Annotated in this window: 23 protein-coding genes and 1 pseudogene; 14 read left to right on the top strand and 10 right to left on the bottom strand. The window is 60.0% G+C overall.

Annotated features, from left to right (window positions below; translation table 11 throughout):
- Window positions 1–146: 146 nt before the first annotated feature.
- Entirely contained in the window at window positions 147–1,664 is a 1,518-nt protein-coding gene (locus ACIOZM_RS17975) for an AhpA/YtjB family protein (RefSeq protein WP_401216146.1), read from the bottom strand.
- A gap of 134 nt (window positions 1,665–1,798) precedes the next feature.
- Between ACIOZM_RS17975 and serB the strand changes: the two genes are divergently transcribed.
- Window positions 1,799–3,013: a phosphoserine phosphatase SerB gene (gene serB / locus ACIOZM_RS17970; protein ID WP_401216145.1), complete on the top strand. Its 1,215-nt coding sequence runs from the start codon at window positions 1,799–1,801 to the stop codon at window positions 3,011–3,013.
- Window positions 3,014–3,157: 144 nt separating this feature from the next.
- Here the strand turns inward: serB and ACIOZM_RS17965 are convergent, their stop codons facing one another.
- The 4 genes from ACIOZM_RS17965 to ACIOZM_RS17950 form a co-directional block, all read right to left on the bottom strand.
- Window positions 3,158–4,912 (bottom strand): molecular chaperone, encoded by a 1,755-nt coding sequence (locus ACIOZM_RS17965; protein WP_401216144.1) that lies wholly within the window; start codon window positions 4,910–4,912, stop codon window positions 3,158–3,160.
- A 143-nt stretch (window positions 4,913–5,055) separates the two neighbouring features.
- Complete coding sequence (gene asd, locus ACIOZM_RS17960; protein ID WP_401216143.1) at window positions 5,056–5,916, bottom strand: archaetidylserine decarboxylase; 861 nt, start codon at window positions 5,914–5,916, stop codon at window positions 5,056–5,058.
- Window positions 5,917–5,935: 19 nt separating this feature from the next.
- A complete protein-coding gene (locus ACIOZM_RS17955; protein ID WP_401216142.1) occupies window positions 5,936–6,751 on the bottom strand; it encodes a rhodanese-like domain-containing protein in 816 nt (271 codons plus the stop codon).
- Window positions 6,752–6,793: 42 nt separating this feature from the next.
- Window positions 6,794–8,332 carry an HDOD domain-containing protein gene (locus ACIOZM_RS17950; RefSeq protein WP_401216141.1) on the bottom strand — a complete coding sequence of 513 codons (1,539 nt, stop codon included), beginning with the start codon at window positions 8,330–8,332 and terminating at the stop codon, window positions 6,794–6,796.
- A gap of 166 nt (window positions 8,333–8,498) precedes the next feature.
- On the opposite strand from ACIOZM_RS17950, the gene motA reads away from it, so the two are divergent.
- Both motA and motB read left to right on the top strand, forming a co-directional pair.
- Window positions 8,499–9,350: a flagellar motor stator protein MotA gene (motA, locus tag ACIOZM_RS17945; protein WP_007915795.1), complete on the top strand. Its 852-nt coding sequence runs from the start codon at window positions 8,499–8,501 to the stop codon at window positions 9,348–9,350.
- Between the two features lie 3 nt (window positions 9,351–9,353).
- Window positions 9,354–10,442: a flagellar motor protein MotB gene (gene motB / locus ACIOZM_RS17940; RefSeq protein WP_401216140.1), complete on the top strand. Its 1,089-nt coding sequence runs from the start codon at window positions 9,354–9,356 to the stop codon at window positions 10,440–10,442.
- A 64-nt stretch (window positions 10,443–10,506) separates the two neighbouring features.
- Here motB and ACIOZM_RS17935 read toward each other — a convergent pair whose 3' ends face one another.
- From ACIOZM_RS17935 to rsgA, 4 genes are all read right to left on the bottom strand, one after another.
- A complete protein-coding gene (locus tag ACIOZM_RS17935; protein WP_401216139.1) occupies window positions 10,507–10,998 on the bottom strand; it encodes a toll/interleukin-1 receptor domain-containing protein in 492 nt (163 codons plus the stop codon).
- Complete coding sequence (locus ACIOZM_RS17930) at window positions 10,998–11,957, bottom strand: caspase domain-containing protein (protein ID WP_401216138.1); 960 nt, start codon at window positions 11,955–11,957, stop codon at window positions 10,998–11,000. Before ACIOZM_RS17930 ends, ACIOZM_RS17935 begins: the two co-directional genes overlap by 1 nt.
- Before the next feature lie 2 nt (window positions 11,958–11,959).
- On the bottom strand, window positions 11,960–12,367 hold the full coding sequence (locus tag ACIOZM_RS17925; RefSeq protein WP_401216137.1) for a TIR domain-containing protein: 408 nt from the start codon (window positions 12,365–12,367) through the stop codon (window positions 11,960–11,962).
- A 212-nt stretch (window positions 12,368–12,579) separates the two neighbouring features.
- Complete coding sequence (gene rsgA / locus ACIOZM_RS17920) at window positions 12,580–13,611, bottom strand: small ribosomal subunit biogenesis GTPase RsgA (protein WP_401216136.1); 1,032 nt, start codon at window positions 13,609–13,611, stop codon at window positions 12,580–12,582.
- Between the two features lie 107 nt (window positions 13,612–13,718).
- On the opposite strand from rsgA, the gene orn reads away from it, so the two are divergent.
- From orn to ACIOZM_RS17905, 3 genes and pseudogenes are all read left to right on the top strand, one after another.
- On the top strand, window positions 13,719–14,261 hold the full coding sequence (orn, locus tag ACIOZM_RS17915; protein WP_401216135.1) for an oligoribonuclease: 543 nt from the start codon (window positions 13,719–13,721) through the stop codon (window positions 14,259–14,261).
- A 246-nt stretch (window positions 14,262–14,507) separates the two neighbouring features.
- The gene (locus ACIOZM_RS17910; RefSeq protein ID WP_095120635.1) at window positions 14,508–15,119 is read left to right on the top strand and encodes a trimeric intracellular cation channel family protein; all 612 of its coding nucleotides are present in this window, start codon (window positions 14,508–14,510) and stop codon (window positions 15,117–15,119) included.
- A 146-nt stretch (window positions 15,120–15,265) separates the two neighbouring features.
- Window positions 15,266–16,183, top strand: a pseudogene (locus ACIOZM_RS17905) (Fic family protein); the annotation flags it as partial.
- 8 nt (window positions 16,184–16,191) lie between these two features.
- Here ACIOZM_RS17905 and queG read toward each other — a convergent pair.
- On the bottom strand, window positions 16,192–17,262 hold the full coding sequence (gene queG, locus ACIOZM_RS17900) for a tRNA epoxyqueuosine(34) reductase QueG (RefSeq protein ID WP_401216134.1): 1,071 nt from the start codon (window positions 17,260–17,262) through the stop codon (window positions 16,192–16,194).
- 63 nt (window positions 17,263–17,325) lie between these two features.
- On the opposite strand from queG, the gene ACIOZM_RS17895 reads away from it, so the two are divergent.
- From ACIOZM_RS17895 to ACIOZM_RS17860, 8 genes are all read left to right on the top strand, one after another.
- Window positions 17,326–18,825, top strand: coding sequence for an NAD(P)H-hydrate dehydratase (locus ACIOZM_RS17895; protein WP_401216133.1), 1,500 nt, complete (start codon window positions 17,326–17,328; stop codon window positions 18,823–18,825).
- Window positions 18,813–19,283: a tRNA (adenosine(37)-N6)-threonylcarbamoyltransferase complex ATPase subunit type 1 TsaE gene (gene tsaE, locus ACIOZM_RS17890; RefSeq protein WP_401216132.1), complete on the top strand. Its 471-nt coding sequence runs from the start codon at window positions 18,813–18,815 to the stop codon at window positions 19,281–19,283. The genes ACIOZM_RS17895 and tsaE overlap by 13 nt, the downstream gene beginning before the upstream one ends.
- 51 nt (window positions 19,284–19,334) lie before the next feature.
- Window positions 19,335–20,714 carry an N-acetylmuramoyl-L-alanine amidase gene (locus ACIOZM_RS17885; RefSeq protein ID WP_401216187.1) on the top strand — a complete coding sequence of 460 codons (1,380 nt, stop codon included), beginning with the start codon at window positions 19,335–19,337 and terminating at the stop codon, window positions 20,712–20,714.
- The gene (gene mutL, locus ACIOZM_RS17880; protein WP_401216131.1) at window positions 20,711–22,621 is read left to right on the top strand and encodes a DNA mismatch repair endonuclease MutL; all 1,911 of its coding nucleotides are present in this window, start codon (window positions 20,711–20,713) and stop codon (window positions 22,619–22,621) included. The genes ACIOZM_RS17885 and mutL overlap by 4 nt, the downstream gene beginning before the upstream one ends.
- Entirely contained in the window at window positions 22,621–23,592 is a 972-nt protein-coding gene (gene miaA, locus ACIOZM_RS17875; RefSeq protein WP_401216130.1) for a tRNA (adenosine(37)-N6)-dimethylallyltransferase MiaA, read from the top strand. Before mutL ends, miaA begins: the two co-directional genes overlap by 1 nt.
- Window positions 23,593–23,686: 94 nt before the next feature.
- Window positions 23,687–23,947: an RNA chaperone Hfq gene (hfq, locus tag ACIOZM_RS17870; protein WP_401216129.1), complete on the top strand. Its 261-nt coding sequence runs from the start codon at window positions 23,687–23,689 to the stop codon at window positions 23,945–23,947.
- A gap of 12 nt (window positions 23,948–23,959) precedes the next feature.
- A complete protein-coding gene (hflX, locus tag ACIOZM_RS17865) occupies window positions 23,960–25,261 on the top strand; it encodes a ribosome rescue GTPase HflX (RefSeq protein WP_401216128.1) in 1,302 nt (433 codons plus the stop codon).
- Between the two features lie 96 nt (window positions 25,262–25,357).
- The coding region (locus ACIOZM_RS17860) for a protease modulator HflK N-terminal domain-containing protein (protein ID WP_401216127.1) at window positions 25,358–25,833 on the top strand (476 nt) is incomplete at its 3' end.

The following is a 25,833-nucleotide window of genomic DNA, read 5'->3' as shown; positions in this document are numbered from 1 at the left end:
TATCGCGAGCAGGCTCACTCCTACAGGGGGTGGAGCGACGCTGGTCAAGTGTGGGAGTGAGCCTGCTCGCGAAGAGGCCGGGACAGGCAACAAAAAGCCCGCAGACAATCACTCGTCTGCGGGCTTTTTTACAGCAGGGCTAAAGCCTACGCCCGGCGCTCATGCATCCGCGCCAGTTGCCGCTCGAGCATCGACGGATAAGGCTCCATCAATCGCTCAACACAGCAAGCACCCTCAGGGCTGGCAATCGGCCGGATGCGGGCACGCTGGCGAATCAGCGCGTCATCGCTGATCTTGCGTTCCACCAGCAGCAGATTGCGGCTGTGCTGCGACAGCGCCAGTGCATCCTGGGCGGAGTCGGTCAGCAGCAGATCAATCTGGCTCAGGCCAAACAGCTCGTCGCCAAGGGTCAGACCCAGCTGCAATTGCAGGGTGATGCCGCTGTCAGCGACTTCTATCTGCAACTGATGGCCCAATGCGCGAAGCAGTTCGCCGCAGCAAATGGCGTTGGTCAGGTAATCGTCGCCGCAGTCTTCGGTGTGGAACAGCAACAAACTGCTGCCATCGTTCAACGTCTCGATTTCGCCCTGATACAACGAAGCAGCCTGTTCGAGGCAGTCGCGATAACGCTCCTGCAACTCATCCAGACGTGCGCGCGGCAGACGGCGCAGTTGCTCTTGCGAGCCCAGTTGCACCGCCAGCACCGCCGTGTGTTGCGGCACGCTTGGCGTAGCCTTGCGGATTACCGGTTGCGGGGCTTGGTCCATCGACTCATCACGCAGATCGGCAAATGCGTCGTCGTCCTCATCGTCTTCGACGGTGCTGACCACGCGGCGCGGTGCCGGTTTTTGCGCCGCTACCGGACGGCTCTCATCGAAGCTCGGATCGCGCAGGTTGCGCACTTCGAACTCCGGATCGGCATCTTCGTCTTCGAACTCGGGTTCCGGCTCAGGTTCAGGCTCGGGAGCAGGTTCCGGTGCGTAGCTGGCGTGCAGTTGACGCGCCAGATCACCGATCTCGTCCTGACGTTCGATGCCCGGTGTGTACTCGTCGATCCGGCGCAGCCAGACGCGCAATTGCAACAGCGGCGTGGAGATGTGCCGGCCCAGACGCAGGCTCAAGGCCAGCGACAACGCCAACAGAATCGCACTGAGGATGCCCATGCTTTGCAGGCTGATGGTCATCGGCTGCTGGAATTGGTCCATGTCCAGACTGATGCGCAGTTGCCCGGCGGTCACGTCCTGGAAAGTGATCTTGCTTTCGTACATGCCTTCGGCTTCGCCCAACAGGCTGTGCTTGGGGCGCTGACCGGATTCGGCGAGGATGCGGTTATCCACGCTATAGATAGCCGCGTGGGCCACCAGTTTGTTCTTGGTCAGGTTGTTGAGCAGCACGTTGAGGCTGAGGATGTCGTTGGACACCAACAGTTCAGTGGCGGAGGTGGCGGTCTGCGTGGTCAGGCTTTCGCCCAGCGCATCGGCCTGCTCGTGCATGGCCTGCTTGAACTGCAAGCCCATCACACCGGCATAGATGACCAACGCCAAGGCGACCAGGATCACGTTATGACTGGCAATGCGCAATGCAATCGGTACACGGCGGTGGCGCAGTGCACGGAAGATCAGCAGGAAGAAGTTATCGGTTTTAACAGGCGTGGGCCGGTTCACTGAGCTCGGCTCTTTTGTCCGTGAAGTTGACGCGCAGTATAGCGACAGGCCCTAGACCGGCACAGCGCTCGCGGTGCCCGATGGTCACTGAAAGTGGGTAGATGGCGGTTTTTTTCCAGCTGCGGGGGTGCGCGTTGCGCGAAATCGTCCTGATTAACATCACGGGAGTCGACCGTCCGGGTCTGACGGCGGCCATTACCGGTGTTCTGGCCCAGGGTGGCGTGAACATTCTCGATATCGGTCAGGCGGTGATCCACGACACCCTGTCGTTCGGCATCCTGGTTGAAATTCCCGACACCGAGCAAGGCAAATCCGTGCTCAAGGACATCCTGTTCAAGGGTTACGAGCTTGATCAGCAGGTGCGTTTCACCCCGGTGTCCGAAGAGGATTACCAGCAGTGGGTGGGCAATCAGGGCAAGAAACGCCACATCGTCACCCTGCTGACCCGCAAAGTGACGGCCGGCCAATTGCAGGCGGTCAGTTCGATTACCGCCAAATACGGTTTGAACATCGACCACATCGACCGTCTGTCGGGTCGTATGCCGCTGGACACTCCGGCCGACAAGGGCAAGGGCTGCATCGAGTTTTCCGTGCGTGGCGAAGCGGCCGATCCGCAGGCGCTGCGTGCCGAATTCCTCAGCGTCGCGCAGGAACTGAACGTCGATATTGCCTTCCAGGAAGATTCGCTGTTCCGTCGTAACCGTCGTCTGGCGGTGTTCGACATGGACTCGACGCTGATTGAGGCCGAAGTCATCGATGAACTGGCCAAGGCTGCCGGTGTAGGTGATCAGGTTTCGGCCATCACCGAGCGTGCGATGTCCGGCGAGCTGGATTTCCGTGCCAGCTTCAAGGAACGTCTGGCGCTGCTCAAGGGCCTGGATGTCAGCGTTCTGGATTCGATTGGCGCTTCGCTGCGCCTGACCGAAGGTGCGGAAACCCTGTTCGCCGAACTCAAGCGCCTGGGTTACAAGACGGCGATCCTGTCGGGCGGCTTCACCTATTTCGCCAAGCAATTGCAGGCCAAGCTTGGCATCGACTATGTGTTCGCCAACGAGCTGGAAGTGGTTGATGGCAAGTGCACTGGCGTTGCGGTCGAGCCGATTGTCGATGCGCAACGCAAGGCTGATCTGCTGAGGGAATTGGCACATAAGGAAGGTTTGCGTCTGGAGCAGACCATCGCGGTCGGCGACGGCGCGAATGACTTGCCGATGCTGGCGATTGCCGGTCTGGGTGTGGCGTTCCGTGCCAAACCGCTGGTCAAGCAGTCGGCGAAACAGGCGATCTCCACCCTTGGGCTGGATGGCGTGCTGTATCTGCTGGGCTTCCGTGATCGCGACGGACAGCTCTGATATCTCGATAGCCTGAGCTGGCCTCATCGCGGGCAAGCCACGCTCCCACAAGGTTTGAGGTGATCACAAGAAAGTGATCCACCTCGATCCTGTGGGAGCGTGGCTTGCCCGCGATGGCCGCGCCGCTAGCCCAGAGTCTTGCGCTTAAAGCGACTTCCACAACGAGTCAAAATCCTCCTCGCTCCCGCCATTCTGCGCCGACTCCAGCGGTCGATAAGCAAACTGATTGAAACTGTGGGTACTCGCCACCCGCCGATCCAGGCCGGCGCGGCGTTCTTCACCGTGGGTGTTGATCAGCACTTTACTGCCTTCCTGAAACGGCAAACGTGGTGCCAGCAAAGTCGCCGGCAGATCAATCGCACTGATCTGCGGCAGCAATAATCCGCGCAAGTAATGGCTGTGATCATCCCGCGAGCGCACCAGTTGCAATCCACACGGCTGCGCATGCGGCGCGACCAGTTCAATGCCCATTTGCGTACCCGCGTCGCGCACCTGACGAATCCAGCGCACCACCGCAATGCTCCAGCCCTGCTGGGTGCTGTCCTGTATCCCGAGCATTTCACCGGCCTGTAACTCCGCAGGCACTTCCGTCGGCCACGCCAGGCAATAACCGCCGGGGCTGTGGTTAATCACCGGCAGCGTATAGGTCGGGTAGTGCGGCGGGCTGTCGGCGTTGTCCTCGTCATCGGCCAGATGTTCGTACTGAATTTCTTCGTAGGGCAAGAATTGCCCGGACGTGTTTTGCGGTGCGGCATCGAATGCCTGGCTCCAGCTGTCCTTTTCAGTCTTGGCCACCGCGCTGCTGAAATTCGCCGCGCGTGCACCGGGATGCTTGAGCAGTTCGCTGAACGTGCGTTCACCGCCGAGATAGAAGTGCAGAGCGCTCATGCCGACGCACACCGTGAGGCTGCCGTCGCCGACCGTCCGTTGAAAACTGCGCTCGGCGGCCTGGCCCCAACTCGCATGCAGATGCTGCAGGGTATCCAGACTCAAACCGGCCGGCACCGGCAGTGGCGCCGATGTTTCCTGGCGCAGCAGGTGCGCTTCAATGGCATTCACCAGCGGCTGCGGGTCGAACCCCAGCAGGCCGGGTTTTTGCTCACTGCGAAACATGTTGCGATAGCGTGGGCCGGCATCCAGTTGCGGCGAGATCGCGAACAGTCCGTCATCCGCTGCGCCGGGATGCAGCTTGAGCCAGCCACTCCACGCTTCCAGCACCTCGGCCAGTCGGGCGATCTGGTTCTGGCGCAATTGATTGCAGCGGGCGCTGCCCAGTAACAGCGCGGCGAGATAAGTCTGCTCAAGGCTGAGTTCGTTGGTCAGGCTCGCCAGATCATCGTGTACGCGGCGATGTTGCAGCTGTAATTCGCAGGCGCTGCGATACAACTGATGCAATTCAAACCACAAGTGTTCCGGTGCCGGGTTATATAGCTGCGTGGCGCGTACCAACTGACCTTTGAGGGCATGGGCGGCGCGTTGCAGGGCCTGGCTGAGCAGCGGCGCACGATCCTTGCTGTACTTCGGCGCAATGCGCAGGACGATCTGTTTGTAGCCGATAGCCAGTTGAGTTTGCAGGGCCTGACACAGGTTGCTGATCTTGCGCGAGCGCTCGTCGAGCATGATCGACTGATGCAGAAAATGCCGTTCCAGATGCTGGCAGACGAAATAAACCTCGGGCCGCAGCAGTTCCAGCAGATGCAGACGATTGTCGCTGGGCGTGAGCAGTTGGTTGAGTTCGCCGAGACCTTGGTACAACAGGCGGGCGGTTTCGCCGATGTTGGCCTTGGGCAGGCCGGCGATCCAGCGCTTGAGGTCGCGCGGGGTGGCTTCGCAGAAAGACAGACGCGATTGAGTCGGGGTCGTGGCGCGAAGAAGCGGAGGGGAGATGGTCTGGCTCATGCCAAAAACCATAGCAGCAAATGCTGTACTGCGTTCGGCCTGCATCCCTGTAGGAGTTGCCGCAGGCTGCGATCTTTTGATCTTCAAAAACAAAGTCAAAAGATCGCAGCCTGCGACAGCTCCTACAGGGGAGTGCGGGTGGATCAGGCTGTTGGCAGCGCCAGGCCTTGGCCCATCTGCACTGGCGAACCTGCGACCAGTTCTTCAGCCCATTTCACCTGATCCGGCCCGAACAGCACGACGGCGGTCGAACCCAGCTTGAAGCGGCCCAGTTCGGCGCCTTTTTCCAGGTGGATCGGCGCACGTGCGGCTTCGTCGTAGCGGAAGGTTTTCAGTTCGCGCTTCGGTGGCGTGACCAGACCGGCCCACACGGTTTCAATCGAAGCGACGATCATCGCACCCACCAGAACAACGGCCATCGGCCCGCGCTCGGTGTCGAAAATGCACGCCACACGCTCGTTACGAGCGAACAGCTCCGGCACGTTTTCGGCGGTGGTCTGGTTGACCGAGAAGATCCGGCCCGGGATGTAGACCATTTCGCGCAGGGTACCGGCCAGCGGCATGTGCACGCGGTGGTAGTCCTTCGGCGACAGGTAAATGGTGGCGAAGTCGCCGCCCATGAACGGTGCGGCATTCGCCGCGTCACCGCCGAGCAATTCCAGCACGCTGAAGCTGTGGCCCTTGGCCTGGAACACGCGACCGTGTTCGATCGGGCCGAGCTGGCTGACCGCACCGTCGGCCGGGCTGAGGATCGCGCCCGGGGTCTGGTCCAGCGGACGTGCGCCATCTTTCAATGCACGAGTGAAGAAGGCGTTGAAGTGCTCGTAAGCGGTCAGGTCTTCGACCAGCGCCTGCGACATATCCACCTGATAACGCTTGGCGAACCACTGGGTGAAGGCATTCTTGAACCAGCGCACGCGGCACTCGGCAACGCAGCCGGCAAGGCGCGACAGCAGGTGATGAGGCAGCAGGTACTGGCTGATGATAAACAGACGATCTTTCATGGGTTGTCCTTAAAAAACCTTAAATCTCTACGGGCGTGTCAGGGTGGTTGCCCCATTCGCCCCAGGAACCGGCGTAGCCCTTGACCCGCGGATAACCGAGGGCTTTGGCCACCAGATAAGTGAAGCCCGACCGGTGATGGGTCTGGCAGTGAGTAATGATTTCCTTGTCCTTGGTGATGCCCAGTTGTTCAAGGATTTGCGGCATGTCGCTGCGAATGCGCAACTGACGCGCCTGGTCCATGCCCGCGGTCCATTCGAAATTGACCGCGCCGGGAATGTGGCCACCCTTTGCCGCCAGCACTTTCTCGCCGGAATATTCCAGCGGGCCGCGTGCATCCCAGATCGCCAGATCCGCAGCGCCGAGACGGCTTTGCAGATACTCGCGGGTAGCGGTTGGCTCATCGTGCAGGGTCAGGGCCACCGGGCCGCCGACTGCCGGGGGAATCTGGATCGACATTGGCGAACCTTCCGCCAGCCACGCCGGCAGACCACCATCGATGTAGTGATATTTATCGTGACCGATCACGTCGAGCAGCCAGATGAAGCGCCCGGCCCAGCCGCCACCTTCGTCGTCATAAACGACGTAGACCGCGTCTTTGTGATGGCCCAGTTCTCCGAACAGCTCTTCGAGTTTATCTTTGCCCGGCAGCAGGCCCGGCGCGGGCGCCTGGCCCAACTGGGTGCGTTTCGGGTCGACGAAACGTGCGCCGGGGATGTGTCCCTCGGTATAGCGGGCAGCGCTGGTCAGATCCACCAGAATCAGATCGCGGGCCTCGAGCCGAGGGAGCAGGTCGCTCGGTTCGATGACGAGCGGCAAGCCAGAGAAGTCAGACATGTGAGGTCTCCAGAGCACAAAGGGGAGGATTGTAGCGCAGCCTCACTGGCCGCGGCTGCTAAAGCTATGCAGGGCTTTTTCGATGCACTGCGCGGTTTTGCCGAAGGCTTGTACGGTGATGTCAGCGAACGGCCCGCCACCCTGATCTGCGACGACGATCATGATCACCCGCCCGTTGTTCACCAGCGAGCGCAGGAACAAATGCTCGCCACGGAACAGCGTGCGCAAACCTGCCGGCAGCAGGGCCGAGAATTGCGCGTTGTTTTCCGGGCTGATCCGCACCTGCGCCTGTTGCGCGAGCAGGCGTTGCAGAACCTTGCTCTGACTGACGACGAAATTGAGTCCGGCAGCCTCTTTCGGTAAGCCGCTGGTTTGATGCACGCGCAGATTGGCGTGAGTGCGGTCGGCCATCAGGATCATCACCCGGCGCATACCGCTGGCAACCAGCGCATCGCGGGCGGCGACGGTCAAAGACATGGCGTTGGTAAAGCGACTCGGCTCGGCCAGCAACTCGGCGCACTGCTGGCGCCATTTCGCCAGATCCTCGGCAGTCGGCGCCGCCGCCGGAAGCATCCTGGCCGGCAAACGGTGGGTGCCCCATGGCCACAGCAGCGACTCCGCCGGGTGCCACAAATCCGGCATGGCGTGCTGGCGCGCACTGTTGGCAGCCTGCTGGTGCAACTGTTGCTGCACCTCTTCCATCGGGATTTGCAGATAAAGGCTGGTCAGGTACTGCCAGCGTTCACTGTGCGGGCTGTCCCAGGCCTGTTGCGCCGACAGCGCCAGACCGTTGGCCAGCAACACGGTGTTGGCCGGTTGATTGAGCCAGCGACGCAGGGTCGGGTCATCATCGAGGCGATTTTGCTGGCGCAACGGGTGTTCGCTGTCGCGGGCGATGCGCAGCACTTTGACCAGTTCGCGTTGTTCGCTGAGCAACAGTTTATAGCCCTGTTGCACCCAGATCGGCAGACGCCAGACTTCGACCAGCGCCTGAGCGATTTTCAGCAGGCGTACACCAAACAACTGCTTTTCGACGTCGCGTGCCGATTCACCCTTGTGAATCACCCGCAGTTCCCACTCTTCGAGCAACTTCGGATAGGTCAGCGCCAGCGGCCACAGCGGCGAAAGAAACAGCAGGCTGCCCCAATGAATGTCCTGCCACAGACGTGCGAGGCGGCTGGCGAAGAAACCATTGGCCTGTTGCGTGGCGTGCTGGCTGATCATTTGCAGTTGGCGCAGGGCCTTGGGGATCTGCATCTGCGGTTCGGCCGGCAGGCGTGCGAGCAATTCTTCGGTGCGGGCGAGACCGAGGCGATTGATCGCCACCTCAAGATTTTCCGCAGGTTCGGCCATGCTCGCGTGGGTGTGACGATTGGCCTCACGGATGATGCTCAAGGCCAGCGCCGGGCTTTCCTGCATCAGGTCGGCGATATCGCGAAGCGAGCTGCGATTGTCGCGGATCGCCCGACAGACTTTGTCGTGCGCCTCTTGCGGCACCGGCAGTCGAACGCTGTCGAGCAGCTTCACCCAGCCGTCGAGTGTGGTCGGGTTTGCGTGTGGAACGTTCGTTTCATTAGCCATGTCTGGACGGGATCTTCATCTGCTGTAGACGCGCCCGGCACGGGCTAAATTGGCTTTTCGCCTGAACTGGCTATAGTCTGGCGCAGTTTTGCCGATAAGTAGAAGAAGAGATTTTTTAACTTCCGAATATGACCTTGAACCCGACTCAATAAGTACTTTCCTACCTATGGCTAAAATTATCGGCATCATCGTCGTATTCGCGAGCGTGCTCGGCGGATACGTGCTTTCCCACGGCAAGATTGCCGCCCTGATCCAGCCCTTCGAGGTGTTGATCATCGGTGGTGCCGCACTCGGTGCATTCCTGCAGGCCAACCCCGGCTACATGACGATGCACGTGCTCAAGAAATCCCTGAGCATGTTCAGTTCGCGCTTCAGCCACACCTTCTATCTTGAAGTGCTGGGCCTGATCTACGAGATCCTCAACAAGAGCCGCCGCGAAGGCATGATGGCCATCGAGGGCGACATCGAAGACGCCGCTGCGAGCCCGATTTTCGCCAAGTACCCGGCCGTGCTCAAAGACGAGCGCATGACCGCGTTCATCTGTGATTACCTGCGCATCATGTCCTCCGGCAACATGGCTCCGCACGAGCTGGAAGGCCTGTTCGACATGGAGCTCTACAGCCTCAAAGAAGACCTTGAACATCCATCGCACGCGGTCAACGGCATCGCCGACGCCATGCCCGGTTTCGGTATCGTCGCGGCGGTATTGGGTATCGTGGTGACCATGGCCTCGCTGGGTGAAGGCGATCAGAAATCCATCGGCCTGCACGTAGGTGCGGCACTGGTTGGTACCTTCTTCGGTATTCTCGCGGCCTACGGTTTCTTCGGTCCGCTGGCGCACTCCCTGGCCCACGATGCCAAGGAAGAACTGAACGTCTACGAAGCCATCAAGGCCTCTCTGGTGGCGTCGGCCTCCGGCATGCCGCCATCGCTGGCCGTGGAATTCGGGCGCAAGGTTCTGTACCCGGCGCACCGTCCAAGCTTCGCCGAGCTGGAACAAGCAGTTCGCGGTCGCTAAGTCATGGAAAATAACCAGCCGATAATCATCAAGCGCGTCAAGCGCATCGCCGGTGGGCATCACGGTGGCGCGTGGAAAATCGCGTTTGCCGACTTCGCCACGGCGATGATGGCGTTCTTCCTGGTGTTGTGGCTGTTGTCCACCGCCACCCCGGAACAGAAGATCGCCATCGCCGGTTACTTCAAAGACCCGGTCGGTTTCTCCGAAAGCGGTACGCCGTACATCATCGACCTGGGCGGCACGCCGACCCTCGCGCCGGAAAACACCCTCAACCCTGAGGTGAAGTCGCAGCCGCAACCGGACAAGGTCACGGTCGACACCGAGCAAGTCGAAGGCATGGCCGAGCAGGTCGAGAAGGAACGTCTGGAACTGCTGCTGCAGGAATTGCAGAACAAGGTCGACGAGAACCCGCAACTGCAGAAGTTCAAGGATCAGATCCTGTTCGAGATCACTCCGAACGGCTTGCGCATCCAGATCATGGACGCCGAAAACCGTCCGATGTTCGACTCCGGTTCTGCACGTCTGAAGCCGTACTTCGAAGACATCCTGCTGGCCATGGCCGACACCATCAAAGCGGTGCCGAACAAGATCAGCATCAGCGGCCACACCGACGCCAAGCCGTACACCGGCAGCGGCGATTTCGGCAACTGGGAGCTTTCGGCCAACCGCGCCAACGCCGCCCGGCGTGCGCTGGTGGCAGGCAGTTATCCGGACTCGCAAGTCGCACGGGTGGTGGGTTACGCCTCGTCGGCACTGTTCGACAAGGAGAACCCGTTCAACCCGGTCAACCGCCGTATCGACATCGTCGTGCTGACCAAAAAGGCGCAAGCGGCCATCGAAGGCTCGCAGGGTGCCGATCCGGCTAAACCTGCCACTGAAGGTCAGAACGGCGCGGCCCCGGCAGCGCCAGTTGATCCGAACGCATTGCCGGCGGATCAGCAACCGGTGCCTGCGCACGAGTTGCGCGAGCGCTTGAATCTGTTTGATGACGCCGCGCCGAAGCCAGCCACACCGGGGGCTGCGGCACCCGCCCCAGCGCCTGCGCCGGCAGCTCCACCGGCAACTGCCCCGGCTCCAGCGCCGAAGCAGTGATCCACAAAAAAGCCGACAGTGATGTCGGCTTTTTTGTGGCTGATCGGCCGGTCTGCCCTTGGCTTCAAAAACCGCGATGTACCCGGTTTTTAAGCGCCTCATGAAACTGATCTGCATTGCTCTTGTTCGCGCTACGGTTCGACTGAGTACCTGTCACCGAGTCCAGCAACATCGAGCGCTTGCTCGTCCCTTCGCTGCGATATGCATCGATGAAGAACTCCAGATCCTTCTCGTTACTCAACTTCGGCCATTTATCCAGATACAGCGGCAACTCCGTCGGCCCGGTCTTGAACGAGCAGATCCGCCGATTGGTGATGGTCGCCTCGCCAATCTCGAACGGCACCCACCACGACAGCGCAGTCTTCTCCGAGACCACCGCGAGCAAGTGCGTGCATTCGTTGATGTTGCGAGTGATTACCCCGGTGATGTCGTCGGTGGTCTGCGATTCGGCGTCCAGCACGTCGAGGTAGGTTTTGATGTTGGCCTGCATCAGGCGGCTGTTGATGGCAATGGCCCGGGCCCGATCCATGTGGCGGTAGCTGATAAAGACTGGCATCAGAAATGTCCTTTGATAGCGAGTTCGCGGTAATAGGCGCCGAGCGCCGTGAGGCGGCAGCCGGTGGAGTGGAGGGCTGCGTAATACATATGCTCGGCGTCCACCGGTTCGATCAGGCTGTGGCGGTTGCACATTTGCAGTTGTTTGAAGATATCGCCGTGATCGGGATCGAACGAGGCTTCGGTGGGTTCGTAGCTCGGATCGAGCCTGAACACGTAGCCCGGATCGGGGAACCAGTCCTTGAGTTTGCGCAGGGTTTCCTCGGCGATCAGTGGCGCGACCTCGCGCAGTGGCACGAACTGCGAAACGTTGGTCTTGAACACCGGCCGCTGTTCCCAAGCGCCGAGCGCATTGTCGACAAACGAATACACGCTGCCCGGCGTGACCTTGCCCAGCACGTTGGCGGCGCCGCCGTGCAGCGCTTGTAGCAGCAAATCGGTGAACACGCCGTGGCCACGGCTTTCGAGGGCGACCTGTTCCTTTTTACAGGCGGTGAGAATGGTCATGCCTTCGCCGATCACGCTGTTACCGCCGCGCAAACCGCGCATGGCAGCGGCGGCGCCGGACTGGCAGCAATCGAGAATGATGATCTTGTTCTTGATGTGCGGAGCCTGGTCCGCCCACTGCAAAATGTCGCTGATGCGGATGCCTTCGCCGCCATGTTTGAAATCCTGTGGGATCAGCAGCCCCTCATCGATGCTTGTGTCGAACTGACCATGGCCGGCGAAGTACAGCAGCGCCACATCGCAATCACCGGAAAACAGGCTCTGAATATGCTGTTTCATGGTGTTGAGCGTCAGGCGTTCTTCCGATGAGGTCAGCACTTTGCTGCTGAAATTCGGGCGGCCGTTGGCGTGGCGCTCCAGTACCGAAGCCATGGCCATTGCGTCGTTGTTACAGCCGCTCAGAGGCGAAACATGTTCGTAATGGTTGATGCCGATAAACAGACCTTTACGCATGATCACACCGCCGTATGCAGTCGAATCGCAGCGACGATGCTGTTGGTGTTCCATGCGCACTCGGCGTGAGCGGCGTCACGGACCACGGTGGAAATCCGCTCGGCGCCGAACGGCTTGACGGCGATGATCACCTTGCCCATGCGTTTGGCGATCTCGATTTCCTTGTTGATCCACTTGCTGTAAGTCGAATACATGCCGGCCATGATCAGCACCGCCGAGCAAGGGCGAATCTTGTTTTCGATGGCTTCTGCCAACTGCTTGTCGGTTTGCGCGCCGACGATTGGATTGTGCGGTGGCACCGAAAAGTTCTTGAAGGTGAAAGTCGGATGCGCGGTGAGCAGACGAACCAGATTGTCGTGGGTGTCTGAGTAGTTCCACGAGTGGCTGATGAACAAATGGTAGGTTTGCATGAGGGTTCCCCGATATCGCGAAAGTGCGAAGAGGAACCGAATGTAGGCCTCTGGACGGGGCTCACAAGACCTGCGGAGTGAAAGAGAAATGTCCTGCAAACAGGCAGGAATCGCTCCTACAGAATGATCTGACGTTTAAGGCGAACGGGATTTTGTAGGGCTGCGTACGACAATCGGCAGCCCCGTTGAGTCGGGGCTGCCGATGCGTCTGTTTAGTAGCTGCTTTCAGGCAAGCTGGCGATGATCGAGCGGTAGCTGTTCATTCGCTGCTGCTGCACGCGGCCATCTTCCAGCGCTTTGAGCAGTGCACAACCCGGTTCGCGGTCATGTTTGCAGTCGCGGAAGCGGCAGGTTCCGAGCAAGTCGTTGAACTCGATGAAACCGGCTTCGACATCGGCGCGGCTGACGTGGCCCAGACCGAACTCACGGATACCCGGTGAGTCGATCAGTTCGCCGCCGCCCGGGAAGTGGAACAGCCGCGCGGTCGTCGTGGTGTGAGTGCCCTGGCCGGACAGCTCGGACAACGGGCCGACGCGGGTTTCGACTTCCGGCAGCAGGCTGTTGACCAGCGACGACTTGCCGACACCTGACTGGCCGACGAACACGCTGATGCGCCCGTCGAGCTGCTGTTGCAGCTGTTCCATGCCATTGCCGTGGTGCGCCGAGACTTCCAGCACTGGATAACCCAGCGTGCGATAGACCGCCAGCAATGCGTTGAGCGCCGGGGCGTTCTGCTCATCGATCAGGTCAAATTTGTTCAGCAGCAACAACGGGCGAATTCCAGCGTGCTCGGCTGCGACCAGATAGCGGTCGATCAGGTTGGCATGCGGCTCGGGCAGCGGCGCGAAGACGATGACGATCATGTCGACGTTGGCGGCTACCGGCTTGAGCTGGCCACGGCTGTCGGGGCGACAGAGTTCAGTGTTACGCGGCAGTTGCGCGACGATCACACCAATGCCCTGGTTGCCGGCACGCCAGACCACCTGATCGCCGGTCACCAGCGCGGGCAGGTTGGCGCGCAAATGGCAACGGAAGACCTGGCCGGCCAGTTCGCCATCCAGCGCTTCGACTTCGACCTGTACGCCGAAGTGAGCGATTACCAGGCCGGTCTGTTCCGGGCCCAGATCGCCGCCCTCGAGGGCTTCGACAGCCGAGGACTCGCGTTTGGCGGCGCGTGCGGCGCGTTCGCCCTGAATCTTTTCGATGCGCCAGTTTTGACGACGATTGAGTTGGCGTTTGGCCATGGGTGTTCCGTATGAATAATGCAGCGATTAGGTAAAACGGCCGCGAGTTTAGCACGCCCGGCCACCGGCCTAGGCTAAACTGCGCAGCATTGCTCAGGAGCCGAAATATGCAAAACCCGCAGAATCTGATCTGGATCGACCTGGAAATGACCGGTCTTGATCCTGATAACGACGTCATCATCGAAATGGCCACTATCGTCACCGACAGTGACCTGAACACCCTGGCCGAAGGCCCGGTGATCGCCATTCACCACAGCGACGAAGTCCTCGCCCGTATGGACGAATGGAACACTCGCACTCACGGTAACTCCGGCCTGACCCAGCGCGTGCGCGACAGCCGCGTGAGCATGGCTGAAGCCGAAGCTGAAACCATCGCGTTCCTTGAAAAGTGGGTGCCGAAGGGCAAGTCGCCGATCTGCGGTAACAGCATCTGCCAGGATCGCCGCTTCCTTTATACGCACATGAAATCCCTGGAAAGCTACTTCCACTACCGCAACCTCGACGTGTCCACGCTCAAAGAGCTGGCGGCACGCTGGGCTCCGGATGTGCGCGACAGCTTCAAGAAGGGCAGCACGCATTTGGCGCTGGACGACATCCGCGAATCCATCGCCGAGCTGCAGCACTACCGCAAGCACTTCATCAAGTTCTGAGTTCGGATTCGGTGGGTGATGGCTTTTGTGGCGAGGGGATTTATCCCCGTTGGATTGCGAAGCGATCCCCCTGCATTACAACGGAAAGACCGCGTGTGCAGGTTTTGCGACTGCTGCGCAGCCGAACGGGGATAAATCCCCTCGCCACAGGTATCGCGTTCACCGAGTAATCTGTAACGGCACCGCCCTCTTTTGGTGCTGCACCGAAATGGCTAGACTGCGCGCCTTCCTGCCAGGATCGCCACCATGTTGCTGATGCTCTATCTGATCGCCATTACCGCTGAAGCCATGACTGGCGCGCTGTCTGCCGGGCGCCGTGGCATGGACTGGTTCGGCGTGGTATTGATCGCCTGCGTCACGGCGTTGGGCGGCGGTTCGGTGCGCGATGTGCTGCTCGGGCATTACCCGCTGACCTGGGTCAAACACCCGGAATACCTGGTGCTGACCTCGGTCGCGGCGATGTTCACCGTATTCACTGCACGCTGGATGCGTCACCTGCGCTCGCTGTTTCTGGTGCTCGACGCCGTCGGGCTGGTGGCGTTCACCCTGATCGGCTGCATGACCGCACTGGAAATGGGCCACGGCATGCTGGTGGCGTCAGTCAGCGGTGTGATCACCGGGGTTTTCGGCGGCATCCTGCGCGACATCTTCTGCAACGACATCCCGCTGATCTTCCGCCGCGAACTCTACGCCAGCGTCTCGTTCGCCGCTGCGTGGTGCTACATGCTGTGCCTCTATCTGAACGTGCCAAGCGAACAGGCGATATTGATCACCCTGTTCGGCGGCTTCCTGCTGCGCCTGCTCGCCATCCGCTTCCACTGGGAAATGCCCAAGTTCGTCTATAACGACGCGCCTTGATATCGGCTACGTGCTGCGGGGCGAAATATTCTGTCGGGATTGTTGAATAGTTTGCGGGGTGTAAATGGAGTAAAAATGACTTAAATAGGGTATCTGAAGCCTTAAATACCCCTTTTAGTCTTTTCTCCCCCATTTAACAGGTCATCCTGAAACAGCTTGCTGTTATCGAATCCACTGAGTCGTCTAACCGCTTGGAGGGTGTGATTGTCGCACCCGCCCGTTTGAAATCGCTGATGAGCAAAACCACCGATCCGCAAAGTCGATCAGAACAGGAAATTGCCGGCTATCGCGATGCGCTTTCACTCATCCATGAAGCGGCCGGGGACATGCCTTTTTCTGAGGGTGTCCTGAGGCAGCTACACAGTTTGCTATACCGCTATCTACCGCAGTCCGGTGGTGACTGGAAAGCGACAAACAACGACATCATCGAGCGTAATCCCGACGGAACTTCGCGGGTTCGCTTTCAACCAGTGGCCGCACATCTAACGCCTATTGCAATGGCGGAAATGCTGATGCAATACCATCTGGTAGCTCAGCAAAATCTAGCTGACCCTCTCGTCCTGATACCGCTCACCGTCCTGGATTTTCTGTGTATTCATCCTTTCTCGGATGGTAAAGGTCGTGTAGCTCGTTTGTTGACGTTACTACTGCTTTACCAGTTTGATTATCGAGTCGGGCGTTTCATCAGTCTTGAGCGGATATTTGAGGAATCAAAGGAAGGCTATTACGAGACGCTCGAGATCAGCTCTCAAAAGTGGCATGACGGCACGCACGACGTGCAACCCTGGGTGGACTATTTTTGGGGTGCATTACTTCGAGCGTACAAAGAGTTCGAAGAGCGCGTTGGGACTATCGATACCCGTCGTGGCGGAAAAAGTGATCGGGTCAGGGAGATAGCCTTGAGCAGAAATCTGCCTTTTTCTATTACAGAAATTGAGGAGTCTTGCCCCGGAGTAAGCCGAGACACAGTACGTTCGGTTCTGCGCGCCCTGAAAGCCGAAGGATTGATTGAGCCGACCGGTAAGGGGCGTAGCGCGAAGTGGAGAAAATCAGTTGGAATTTAGAGATAACGTTAGCTGCTGCGTTCAGCATGCTGCCTAAGAGCCCACTCCACATGCTCTCGTACCAGCTCTGACGGATAGTCCCGTCGCGCCTTCAGCGCTTCCAGCACTGGAATGCTCGACGGTGCATTGCCCAGCCCGACCGCCAGATTGCGCAACCAGCGCTCATAACCGGCGCGGCGCAGCGGTGAGCCTTCGGTGCTGCTGAGGAATTTGTCCTCATCCCACATGAACAGCTCGGCCAGTTCGGCGTTGTCGAGGTTGTGGCGCGGTTTGAAGTCGCTTTCCCCGGATGGCTTGGCGAAACGGTTCCATGGGCAGACGATCTGGCAGTCATCGCAACCGAACACGCGATTGCCGATCAACGGTCGCAGGTCTTCGGGGATGGCGTTTTTCAGTTCGATGGTCAGGTAAGAAATGCAGCGTCGCGCGTCCAGAACATAAGGGCCGACGAAGGCGTTGGTCGGGCAGATGTCGAGGCAGGCCGTGCAGCGGCCGCAATGTTCGGTGCTGTGCGGGTCATCCACCGGCAGTGGCAGATCGACGAACAGTTCGCTGAGGAAAAAATAGCTGCCAGCCTTGCGGTTCAATACCAGGGTGTTTTTGCCGATCCAGCCGAGCCCGGCCTGTTCGGCGATGGCTTTTTCCAGCACCGGGGCGCTGTCGACGAAGGCGCGGAAACCGAACGGGCCGATCTCGGCCTGAATCTTGTCCGCCAATTGTTGAACGCGTTTACGGATCAATTTGTGGTAATCGCGGCCCAAGGCATAACGCGAAACGTAAGCTTTTTCCGGTTGCGCCAGACGTTTGGCCATTTCGGTATCGCCCGGCAGGTAGTCCATGCGCAGGGAAACCACGCGCAAAGTGCCCGGCACGAGTTCTTCCGGATGCGAGCGTTTGCTGCCATGGGCGCCCATGTAATCCATTTCGCCGTGGTAGCCAGCTTCGAGCCAGCGCTCGAGATGCTGTTCATGCTCGGCGAGGTCCAGACCGCTGATGCCGACTTGCTGAAAGCCCAGCTCGCGGCCCCAATCCTTGATGGATTGGGCGAGGGCGGGGAGGTCTGTAGTAATAGCAGGCATGAGACGAGAGAAACCGGAGCTGAGGTGCGTATAATTCTGCCAGACATCGGAGCCCGAAGACGCATGCCGCACACGAAAGATGAATTACCCGACGCGCTGTATTGCGCCGCGCAGGTGCGTGCGCTCGACGCACGGCTGATTGCCGCCGGCACGCCGGGCTTCGAATTGATGCAGCTCGCAGCGCATGCGACGTGGCGGGCGCTGGTGCGGCAATGGCCCGATGCGCAGGAACTGACGGTGCTCGCTGGTCACGGCAACAACGCAGGCGACGGTTATCTGGTGGCTGCGCAGGCACAGCGTGCGGGTTGGGCGGTGCAGGTTCTGGCCGTCGGCGAACCGCAGCGATTGCAGGGTGACGCGGCGCTGGCCCATGCGCAGGCGCTGACCGAAGGCGTTGCCATACAGAGCTGGAGCGCACAGCAAGAACTGCGCGGGATCGTTCTCGATGCCTTGCTCGGCACCGGTCTGAGCGGTGACGTGCGCGAGCCTTACGTCGGCGCCATCAACCAACTTAACGCCAGCGGCCTGCCCGTGGCAGCGGTGGATATCCCTTCCGGGCTGTGCTCCGATACCGGGCATGTGCTGGGTGTCGCGGTGCGTGCCGATCTCACGGTTACCTTCATCGGCTTGAAGCTGGGCCTGTTCACTGGCGAGGCGGCGGATCGCGTCGGCGCGCTGGTGTTCAATGATCTGCAAGCCAGCGCAGAGATCTACAACGATATTCCCGTCAGTGCCCGACGCCTCACGACAGCGAACCTGCCGCGTCTGGCTGCCCGTGCTCCGACGGCGCACAAGGGACGGTTCGGCCATTTGCTGCTGATTGGCGGTGATCATGGTTTCGGCGGGGCTATTCTGCTGAGTACTGAAAGCGCTTTGCGCAGCGGTGCGGGCATGGTTTCGCTGGCGACGCGCCCGGAGCATGTCCCGGCGGCGCTGGCCCGGGTGCCGGAGGTCATGGTGCTCGGTACGTCATCGGCCAATCAGTTGATGGGTTTGCTGGAAAAGGCTTCGGTATTGGTCGCAGGTCCGGGGCTTGGGCAGGCGAGTTGGGGGCGGGCACTGTTGTCGGCTGCGGCCAATGCGCCGTTGCCGCAGGTCTGGGACGCCGACGCATTGAATATGCTGGCAAGCGGCTTCGTCAGCCTGCCCAAGGATTGCGTGATCACGCCGCATCCGGGTGAGGCGGCGCGTTTGCTGGGGATCAGCACTGCCGAGGTTCAGGCTGATCGTCCGGCCGCTGCACGGGCGTTGAGCAAAAAATATTCGGCAGTGGTGGTGTTGAAAGGCGCCGGCAGTCTGATCGCGCATCCCGACGGACGTCTGGCGCTGTGTCACCAAGGCCATCCGGCCATGGCCACCGCCGGTCTCGGTGATGTGCTGGCAGGATTGGTCGGCGCTTTGCTGGCGCAACACATGAACGGCTTCGATGCCGCATGTCTGGCGGTCTGGCTGCATGCCAATGCCGGGGCGCAACAAGGGAAATTCGGCCGTGGGCTGGCGGCCAGTGATCTGATTCCAGCCATTCGTCAGTTGTTGGAGGAGCTTGCACCGTGTCTGAAGTAACCCTGTACCTGGCCGATGAACAGGCCATGAGCGACTTTGGCGCACGGATCGCCCGCGTTACCCAAGGCCATGGCCTGATTTTCCTCGAGGGCAACCTCGGTATGGGCAAAACCACCCTGTCGCGAGGCATCATTCGTGGGCTGGGACATGTCGGCGCAGTGAAAAGTCCGACGTTCACGTTGGTCGAACCCTACGAGATCGGTGATATCCGCGCCTTCCACTTCGACCTGTATCGACTGGTCGATCCGGAGGAGCTGGAGTACCTCGGCATCCGCGATTACTTCGAAGACGATGCGCTGTGCCTGATCGAATGGCCCGATAAAGGTGCAGGCTTTTTGCCAAAGCCTGACCTGACCATTACCATTAGCCCGCAAGACAGCGGGCGTTCGCTGAAAATTTTGTCCCAGAGCTCGCGTGGCGAGGCCTGGTGTGCCGCTTTGGCATTGGAATCCAATTAAATGATGGGGTTAGGTATGCGCTTTCGCGCGTTGGTGGCTGCCGCTGGACTGATGTTGATGGCAGTGACCGTCAACGCTGTGGCCGATACAAAGGTCAACAGCGTGCGCCTGTGGCGGGCACCGGATAACACGCGACTGGTCTTCGACCTGAGCGGCCCGGTGCAGCACAGCGTTTTCACCCTGACCGCTCCGGATCGGCTGGTGATCGACATCAACGGCGCGACCCTCGGGGCGCCGCTGAAAGTCTCGACGGCGAACACGCCGATCACCGCGATGCGCTCTGCACAGCGCACACCGACCGACCTGCGGGTGGTCATCGACCTGAAAAAAGCCGTCACCCCGAAAAGCTTCTCGCTGGCGCCGAACGCGCAGTACGGCAACCGTCTGGTGGTCGATCTGTTCGACAACGCCGCTGATGCCGCACCGCCGCCTGCTCCGACGCCGTCGGTCGCGACCCTGCCTGCGGTGCCGGTGACTCCGACTGAGCCTGCGATCAAGTTGCCGCCAGCCCCGGCCGGCAAGCGCGACATTATTGTGGTGATCGACGCCGGTCACGGTGGCGAAGACCCGGGCGCATCCGGCTCACGTGGCCAGCGTGAAAAAGATGTGGTGCTGCAGATCGCTCGCGAATTGCAGCGTCAGGTCAACGGTATGAAAGGCTTCCGCGCCGAACTGACGCGTACCGGTGACTACTTCATCCCGCTGCGTGGCCGTACAGAAATCGCCCGCAAGAAGGGCGCCGACCTGTTCGTATCGATTCACGCCGACGCCGCGCCATCGGCCGCTGCGTTCGGTGCCTCGGTGTTTGCCCTGTCTGATCGTGGCGCGACCTCGGAAACCGCGCGTTGGTTGGCCGACAGCGAAAACCGTTCCGACTTGATCGGTGGTGCCGGCAACGTCAGCCTCGATGACAAGGACCGCATGCTCGCTGGCGTACTGCTCGACCTGTCGATGACCGCATCGCTGACCTCCAGCCTCAACGTCGGCCAGAAAGTCCTGACCAACATTGGTCGCGTGACTCCGCTGCACAAGCAGCGCGTGGAACAGGCAGGCTTCATGGTGTTGAAGTCGCCGGACATTCCGTCGATTCTCGTCGAAACCGGGTTTATCTCGAATGCCAACGAAGCGTCGAAACTCTCGGCATCGAGCCACCAGCAAGCGCTGGCGCGTTCGATCAGTAGTGGCGTGCGCCAGTTCTTCCAGCAGAACCCGCCACCGGGCACTTATATTGCCTGGCTGCGTGACTCGGGCAAGATCGCCCAAGGCCCGCGTGATCACCGGGTGAGCCCGGGTGAGACGCTGGCGATGATCGCCGTGCGTTATCAGGTCTCGGCGGCCACGCTGCGCAGCGCCAACAATCTCAGCAGTGATGAGCTGAAGATCGGTCAGCACCTGACCATTCCTGGCACCGAACTGGCGTCCAAAGAATGAATCAAGTGCTGAACACGGCTCGTATCGAACTGCTCAGCCCTCGGCTGGCGAACCAGATCGCCGCCGGTGAAGTGGTCGAGCGCCCGGCTTCGGTGATCAAGGAGCTGTTGGAAAACAGCCTCGATTCCGGTGCCAAACGCATCGACGTCGATGTCGAGCAGGGCGGCGTCAAGCTGCTGCGGGTGCGTGACGATGGCAGCGGCATTTCTGCCGATGATCTGCCGCTGGCCCTGGCCCGTCACGCCACCAGCAAGATTCGCAATCTGGAAGACCTCGAACAGGTGATGAGCCTCGGTTTTCGTGGTGAAGCGCTGGCGTCGATCAGCTCCGTGGCGCGTCTGACCCTGACTTCGCGTACCCGCGATGCCGATCAGGCGTGGCAGGTCGAGACTGAAGGCCGCGACATGGCGCCTCGGGTGCAACCGGCTGCGCATCCGGTCGGTACCTCGGTGGAAGTGCGCGACCTGTTCTTCAATACCCCGGCGCGACGCAAGTTTCTCAAGACTGAAAAAACCGAATTCGATCATCTGCAAGAAGTGATCAAGCGTCTGGCGCTGGCGCGTTTCGACGTGGCTTTCCACCTGCGCCACAACGGCAAGACCATCCTCAGCCTGCACGAAGCCCACGATGACGCGGCCCGTGCCCGGCGTGTGGCGGCGATTTGCGGGGCTGGCTTCCTGGAGCAGGCGCTGCCGATCGAGATCGAGCGCAATGGCCTGCACCTGTGGGGCTGGGTCGGTCTGCCGACGTTCAACCGCAGTCAGGCGGATTTGCAGTATTTCTTTGTGAACGGCCGGGCGGTGCGCGACAAACTGGTGGCCCACGCGGTGCGTCAGGCGTATCGCGACGTGCTGTTCAACGGCCGTCACCCGACGTTTGCGCTGTTTTTCGAAGTTGATCCGTCGGCGGTGGACGTCAACGTTCACCCGACCAAACACGAAGTGCGCTTCCGTGACGGGCGCATGGTGCATGACTTCCTTTACGGAACGCTGCACCGGGCGTTGGGCGATGTGCGGCCGGAAGATCAGCTTGCCGGCTCGGTCACCACCGCCATCGTTCGCCCAACCGGCCTCGATGCCGGCGAATTCGGTCCGCAAGGCGAAATGCGTCTGGCGGCCAATGCCCTGTTGGAGCAGCCGCAGGCACAACCGGTGTTCAATACCTCGTCGGGTGCCAGCGCTGGTGGCAGCTATCAGTATCAATACACGCCGCGCCCGCAGTCGGGCATGCCGCCGGCCGCTGAGGCTCAAGCTGCGTATCGCGAGTTCTTCGCGCCACTGCTGGAGGCCAACGCCAATGCGCTGCCGGCCGGGCAGGAAGACATTCCGCCGCTCGGTTACGCACTGGCGCAGCTCAAGGGCATCTACATTCTGTCCGAGAACGCTCAGGGTCTGGTGCTGGTGGACATGCATGCCGCCCACGAGCGGATCATGTATGAGCGTCTGAAAGTCGCCATGGCCAGTGAAGGCCTGAGCGGCCAGCCGTTGCTGGTGCCGGAATCGCTGGCAGTCAGTCAGCGTGAGGCCGATTGCGCCGAAGAGCACGCGGCATGGTTCCAGCGTCTGGGCTTTGAGTTGCAGCGTCTGGGCCCGGAAACCCTGGCCATCCGCCAGATTCCGGCTTTGCTCAAGCAGGCCGAAGCCAATCGGCTGGTCGGTGATGTTTTGTCAGACTTGATGGAATACGGCACCAGCGACCGGATTCAGGCCCACCTGAACGAATTGCTCGGCACCATGGCCTGCCACGGCGCAATTCGCGCCAATCGGCGCCTGGCCTTGCCGGAAATGAACGGTCTGCTGCGCGACATGGAAAACACCGAGCGCAGCGGTCAATGCAACCATGGCCGACCGACCTGGACCCAGCTGGGTCTGGACGATCTGGACAAACTGTTCCTGCGCGGTCGTTGATGAGCCAGCTTCCTCCAGCGATTTTTCTGATGGGCCCGACCGCTGCGGGCAAGACCGATCTGGCCATCGAACTGACCAAAGTGCTGCCCTGTGAGCTGATCAGCGTCGATTCGGCGCTGGTCTATCGCGGCATGGACATCGGCACCGCCAAACCTTCCAAAGAAATTCTGGCCGAACATCCGCACGCACTGATCGACATTCTTGATCCGGTAGAGGCGTATTCGGCCGCCGATTTTCGCCGTGATGCGCTGCAAGCGATGGCCGAAGTCACTGCGCGGGGCAATATTCCGCTGCTGGTGGGCGGCACGATGCTCTATTACAAGGCTTTGGTCGAAGGTCTGGCAAAGATGCCGGCGGCCGATCCCGAGGTGCGGGCGCAGATCGAAGAAGAGGCTGTACGCCTTGGCTGGCAAGCCCTGCACGATCAATTGGCGATCATTGACCCGGTATCGGCGGCGCGCATTCACCCCAACGATCCGCAGCGTCTGAGTCGTGCGCTGGAAGTCTATCGGGTCAGCGGGCAGAGCATGACCGCCCTGCGCCTGCAACAATCTGCGCAAAGTACTGAAGCAGCCGCTTCGGGGCAGCAACAATTGCCCTATACTGTCGCGAACTTGGCCATTGCTCCGGCAAATCGCCAGGTACTGCATGAGCGCATTAAACAAAGATTCACAATTATGTTGGAACAGGGATTCATCGACGAGGTCGTAGCCCTGCGTAATAGAAGTGACCTGCATCCCGGGTTGCCGTCTATACGTGCGGTAGGCTACCGCCAAGTCTGGGAATATCTGGATGGCAAGCTGACGTCAGCCGAAATGCAGGAGCGCGGCATCATTGCCACGCGCCAATTGGCGAAGCGCCAGTTCACCTGGCTGCGCAGTTGGGCAGACTTACACTGGCTCGACAGCCTGGACAGCGACAATCTGTCACGCGCCTTGAAATACCTTGGGACCATCTCCATATTGAGCTGAGTCCTTGCAATTGCCGTCTATCCTTGGGGGTGTGACGGCTAAAGCCATCTGTTTACCTATTTTTTATTATTGAATCCTTAAAGGAGTGCGGCACATGTCAAAAGGGCATTCGCTACAAGACCCTTACTTGAATACTTTACGTAAAGAGAAAGTTGGGGTTTCCATCTATCTGGTCAACGGTATCAAACTGCAAGGCACGATCGAGTCGTTCGACCAGTTCGTTATCCTGCTGAAAAACACCGTCAGCCAGATGGTTTACAAGCACGCTATCTCGACAGTCGTTCCAGTTCGTCCAATTCGTCTGCCAAGCGCAGCTGATGGCGAACAAGCGGACGCTGAGCCAGGTAACGCCTGATAGGAGTCTCCTTTGTTCTTTGAGCGCCACGGTGGTGGTGAGCGAGTAATCCTCGTTCACTTGGATGGACAGGACCCTGAGGCGCGCGAAGATCCGCAGGAGTTTCAGGAACTGGCTAATTCGGCGGGTGCCGAGACCGTTGCGTTTTTTAACGTACCGCGTCATCGGCCAACCGCCAAATTCCTGATCGGCAGCGGCAAGGTCGAAGAACTTCGCGACCTGGTCCATGCCGAAAAGGCCGATCTGGTGATCTTCAATCACATCCTCACGCCCAGTCAGGAACGTAACCTCGAACGTGTTTTCGAGTGTCGCGTGATCGACCGTACCGGTCTGATTCTCGATATTTTCGCCCAACGCGCCCGTACCCATGAGGGCAAGCTCCAGGTAGAACTGGCTCAGCTTGATCACATGAGCACCCGGCTGGTTCGTGGCTGGACTCACCTTGAGCGTCAAGGTGGCGGTATCGGCATGCGTGGTCCGGGTGAAACCCAGCTGGAAACCGACCGTCGTCTGCTGCGGGTTCGCCTGCGTCAGATCAAGGGCCGCCTGGAAAAAGTGCGCAGCCAGCGTGAGCAATCGCGTCGCGGCCGTTCCCGTGCGGATATTCCTACCGTGTCTCTGGTGGGCTATACCAACGCCGGCAAATCCACGCTGTTCAATAACGTGACCAAGTCCGACGTGTACGCGGCTGACCAGTTGTTCGCCACGCTGGACCCGACCCTGCGTCGTCTCGACATTGACGACCTGGGTCCGATTGTTCTGGCGGACACCGTGGGGTTCATTCGTCACTTGCCGCACAAGCTGGTCGAGGCATTTCGGTCTACGCTCGAAGAGTCGAGCAATTCCGACCTGCTGTTGCACGTGATCGATGCGGCCGAACCGGATCGCATGTTGCAGATCGAGCAGGTGATGGTGGTGCTGGGCGAGATTGGAGCCCAGGACTTGCCGATCCTCGAGGTATACAACAAACTCGATTTGCTTGAAGGCGTTGAGCCACAAATCCAGCGTGATGCCGATGGCAAACCGCAACGGGTCTGGTTGTCGGCGAAGGATGGCAGCGGTCTGGAATTGCTTGAACAAGCCATCGCCGAGTTGCTGGGCAGTGATTTGTTTGTAGGGACATTGCGCTTGCCGCAACGATTCGCTCGACTGCGTGCGCAGTTTTTCGAACTCGGTGCGGTACAGAAAGAAGAGCACGACGAAGAAGGCATCAGTTTGCTGGCCGTTCGTTTGCCCCGGATCGAGTTGAATCGACTGGTAAGCCGCGAAGGATTGCAGCCGATGGAATTCATCGAGCAACACACTTTGCAATAAAAGCCTGAAAAAGCGGTTGTGCCGCAACGGCAGGCATTCTGTAGCATTGGTCGGCGCGCCGTGGGTGCGTCTTTGCTTTATCAGATGGAGAGCGCTATGGCTTGGAATGAGCCGGGTGGCAACTCGAACAATCAGGATCCTTGGGGTGGCAAGCGCCGCAATAACGGCGACCGCAAGGGGCCACCAGATCTCGACGAGGCCTTCCGAAAGCTGCAGGAAAGCCTGAACGGGTTGTTCGGTGGTGGTAAGAAACGTGGTGATGACGGCGGTGGTTCGGGCAAGAGCAGTGGTGGCTTCGGCGGCCTGCTCGGCATCGTCCTCGTTGTGCTGGCGGCTGTCTGGCTGTACAGCGCGGTATACGTAGTGGACGAGCAGGAGCAAGCCGTAGTGCTGCGCTTCGGCAAGTACTACGAGACTGTCGGCCCGGGTCTGAACATCTACTTCCCGCCGATCGACAAGAAGTACATGGAAAACGTAACGCGGGGGTGGGGGGTGACAAAACACCCGCAGCGGGGCATAGAGGCGATTATGTTGTTTGGTGAGCAAAAGTGGCAGGGTGGGGGTGGGACGCA

The sequence above is a fragment of the Pseudomonas sp. NPDC087346 genome (genome assembly GCF_044744235.1).
Taxonomy (GTDB): Bacteria; Pseudomonadota; Gammaproteobacteria; order Pseudomonadales; family Pseudomonadaceae; genus Aquipseudomonas.
The sequence above is the reverse complement of the archived record's forward strand: the minus strand, read 5'-3'. Positions and strand labels throughout refer to the sequence as shown.

Bases quoted from the DNA above. Each gene is read 5' to 3' on its own strand.
- ACIOZM_RS17965 (WP_401216144.1), bottom strand. From the start codon at position 4,912: ATGAGCCAGACCATCTCCCCTCCGCTTCTTCGCGCCACGACCCCGACT.
- asd (WP_401216143.1), bottom strand. From the start codon at position 5,916: ATGAAAGATCGTCTGTTTATCATCAGCCAGTACCTGCTGCCTCATCAC.
- ACIOZM_RS17955 (WP_401216142.1), bottom strand. From the start codon at position 6,751: ATGTCTGACTTCTCTGGCTTGCCGCTCGTCATCGAACCGAGCGACCTG.
- ACIOZM_RS17950 (WP_401216141.1), bottom strand. From the start codon at position 8,332: ATGGCTAATGAAACGAACGTTCCACACGCAAACCCGACCACACTCGAC.
- motA (WP_007915795.1), top strand. From the start codon at position 8,499: ATGGCTAAAATTATCGGCATCATCGTCGTATTCGCGAGCGTGCTCGGC.
- motB (WP_401216140.1), top strand. From the start codon at position 9,354: ATGGAAAATAACCAGCCGATAATCATCAAGCGCGTCAAGCGCATCGCC.
- ACIOZM_RS17935 (WP_401216139.1), bottom strand. From the start codon at position 10,998: ATGCCAGTCTTTATCAGCTACCGCCACATGGATCGGGCCCGGGCCATT.
- ACIOZM_RS17930 (WP_401216138.1), bottom strand. From the start codon at position 11,957: ATGCGTAAAGGTCTGTTTATCGGCATCAACCATTACGAACATGTTTCG.
- ACIOZM_RS17925 (WP_401216137.1), bottom strand. From the start codon at position 12,367: ATGCAAACCTACCATTTGTTCATCAGCCACTCGTGGAACTACTCAGAC.
- rsgA (WP_401216136.1), bottom strand. From the start codon at position 13,611: ATGGCCAAACGCCAACTCAATCGTCGTCAAAACTGGCGCATCGAAAAG.
- orn (WP_401216135.1), top strand. From the start codon at position 13,719: ATGCAAAACCCGCAGAATCTGATCTGGATCGACCTGGAAATGACCGGT.
- ACIOZM_RS17910 (WP_095120635.1), top strand. From the start codon at position 14,508: ATGTTGCTGATGCTCTATCTGATCGCCATTACCGCTGAAGCCATGACT.
- queG (WP_401216134.1), bottom strand. From the start codon at position 17,262: ATGCCTGCTATTACTACAGACCTCCCCGCCCTCGCCCAATCCATCAAG.
- ACIOZM_RS17895 (WP_401216133.1), top strand. From the start codon at position 17,326: ATGCCGCACACGAAAGATGAATTACCCGACGCGCTGTATTGCGCCGCG.
- ACIOZM_RS17885 (WP_401216187.1), top strand. From the start codon at position 19,335: ATGTTGATGGCAGTGACCGTCAACGCTGTGGCCGATACAAAGGTCAAC.
- mutL (WP_401216131.1), top strand. From the start codon at position 20,711: ATGAATCAAGTGCTGAACACGGCTCGTATCGAACTGCTCAGCCCTCGG.
- miaA (WP_401216130.1), top strand. From the start codon at position 22,621: ATGAGCCAGCTTCCTCCAGCGATTTTTCTGATGGGCCCGACCGCTGCG.
- hfq (WP_401216129.1), top strand. From the start codon at position 23,687: ATGTCAAAAGGGCATTCGCTACAAGACCCTTACTTGAATACTTTACGT.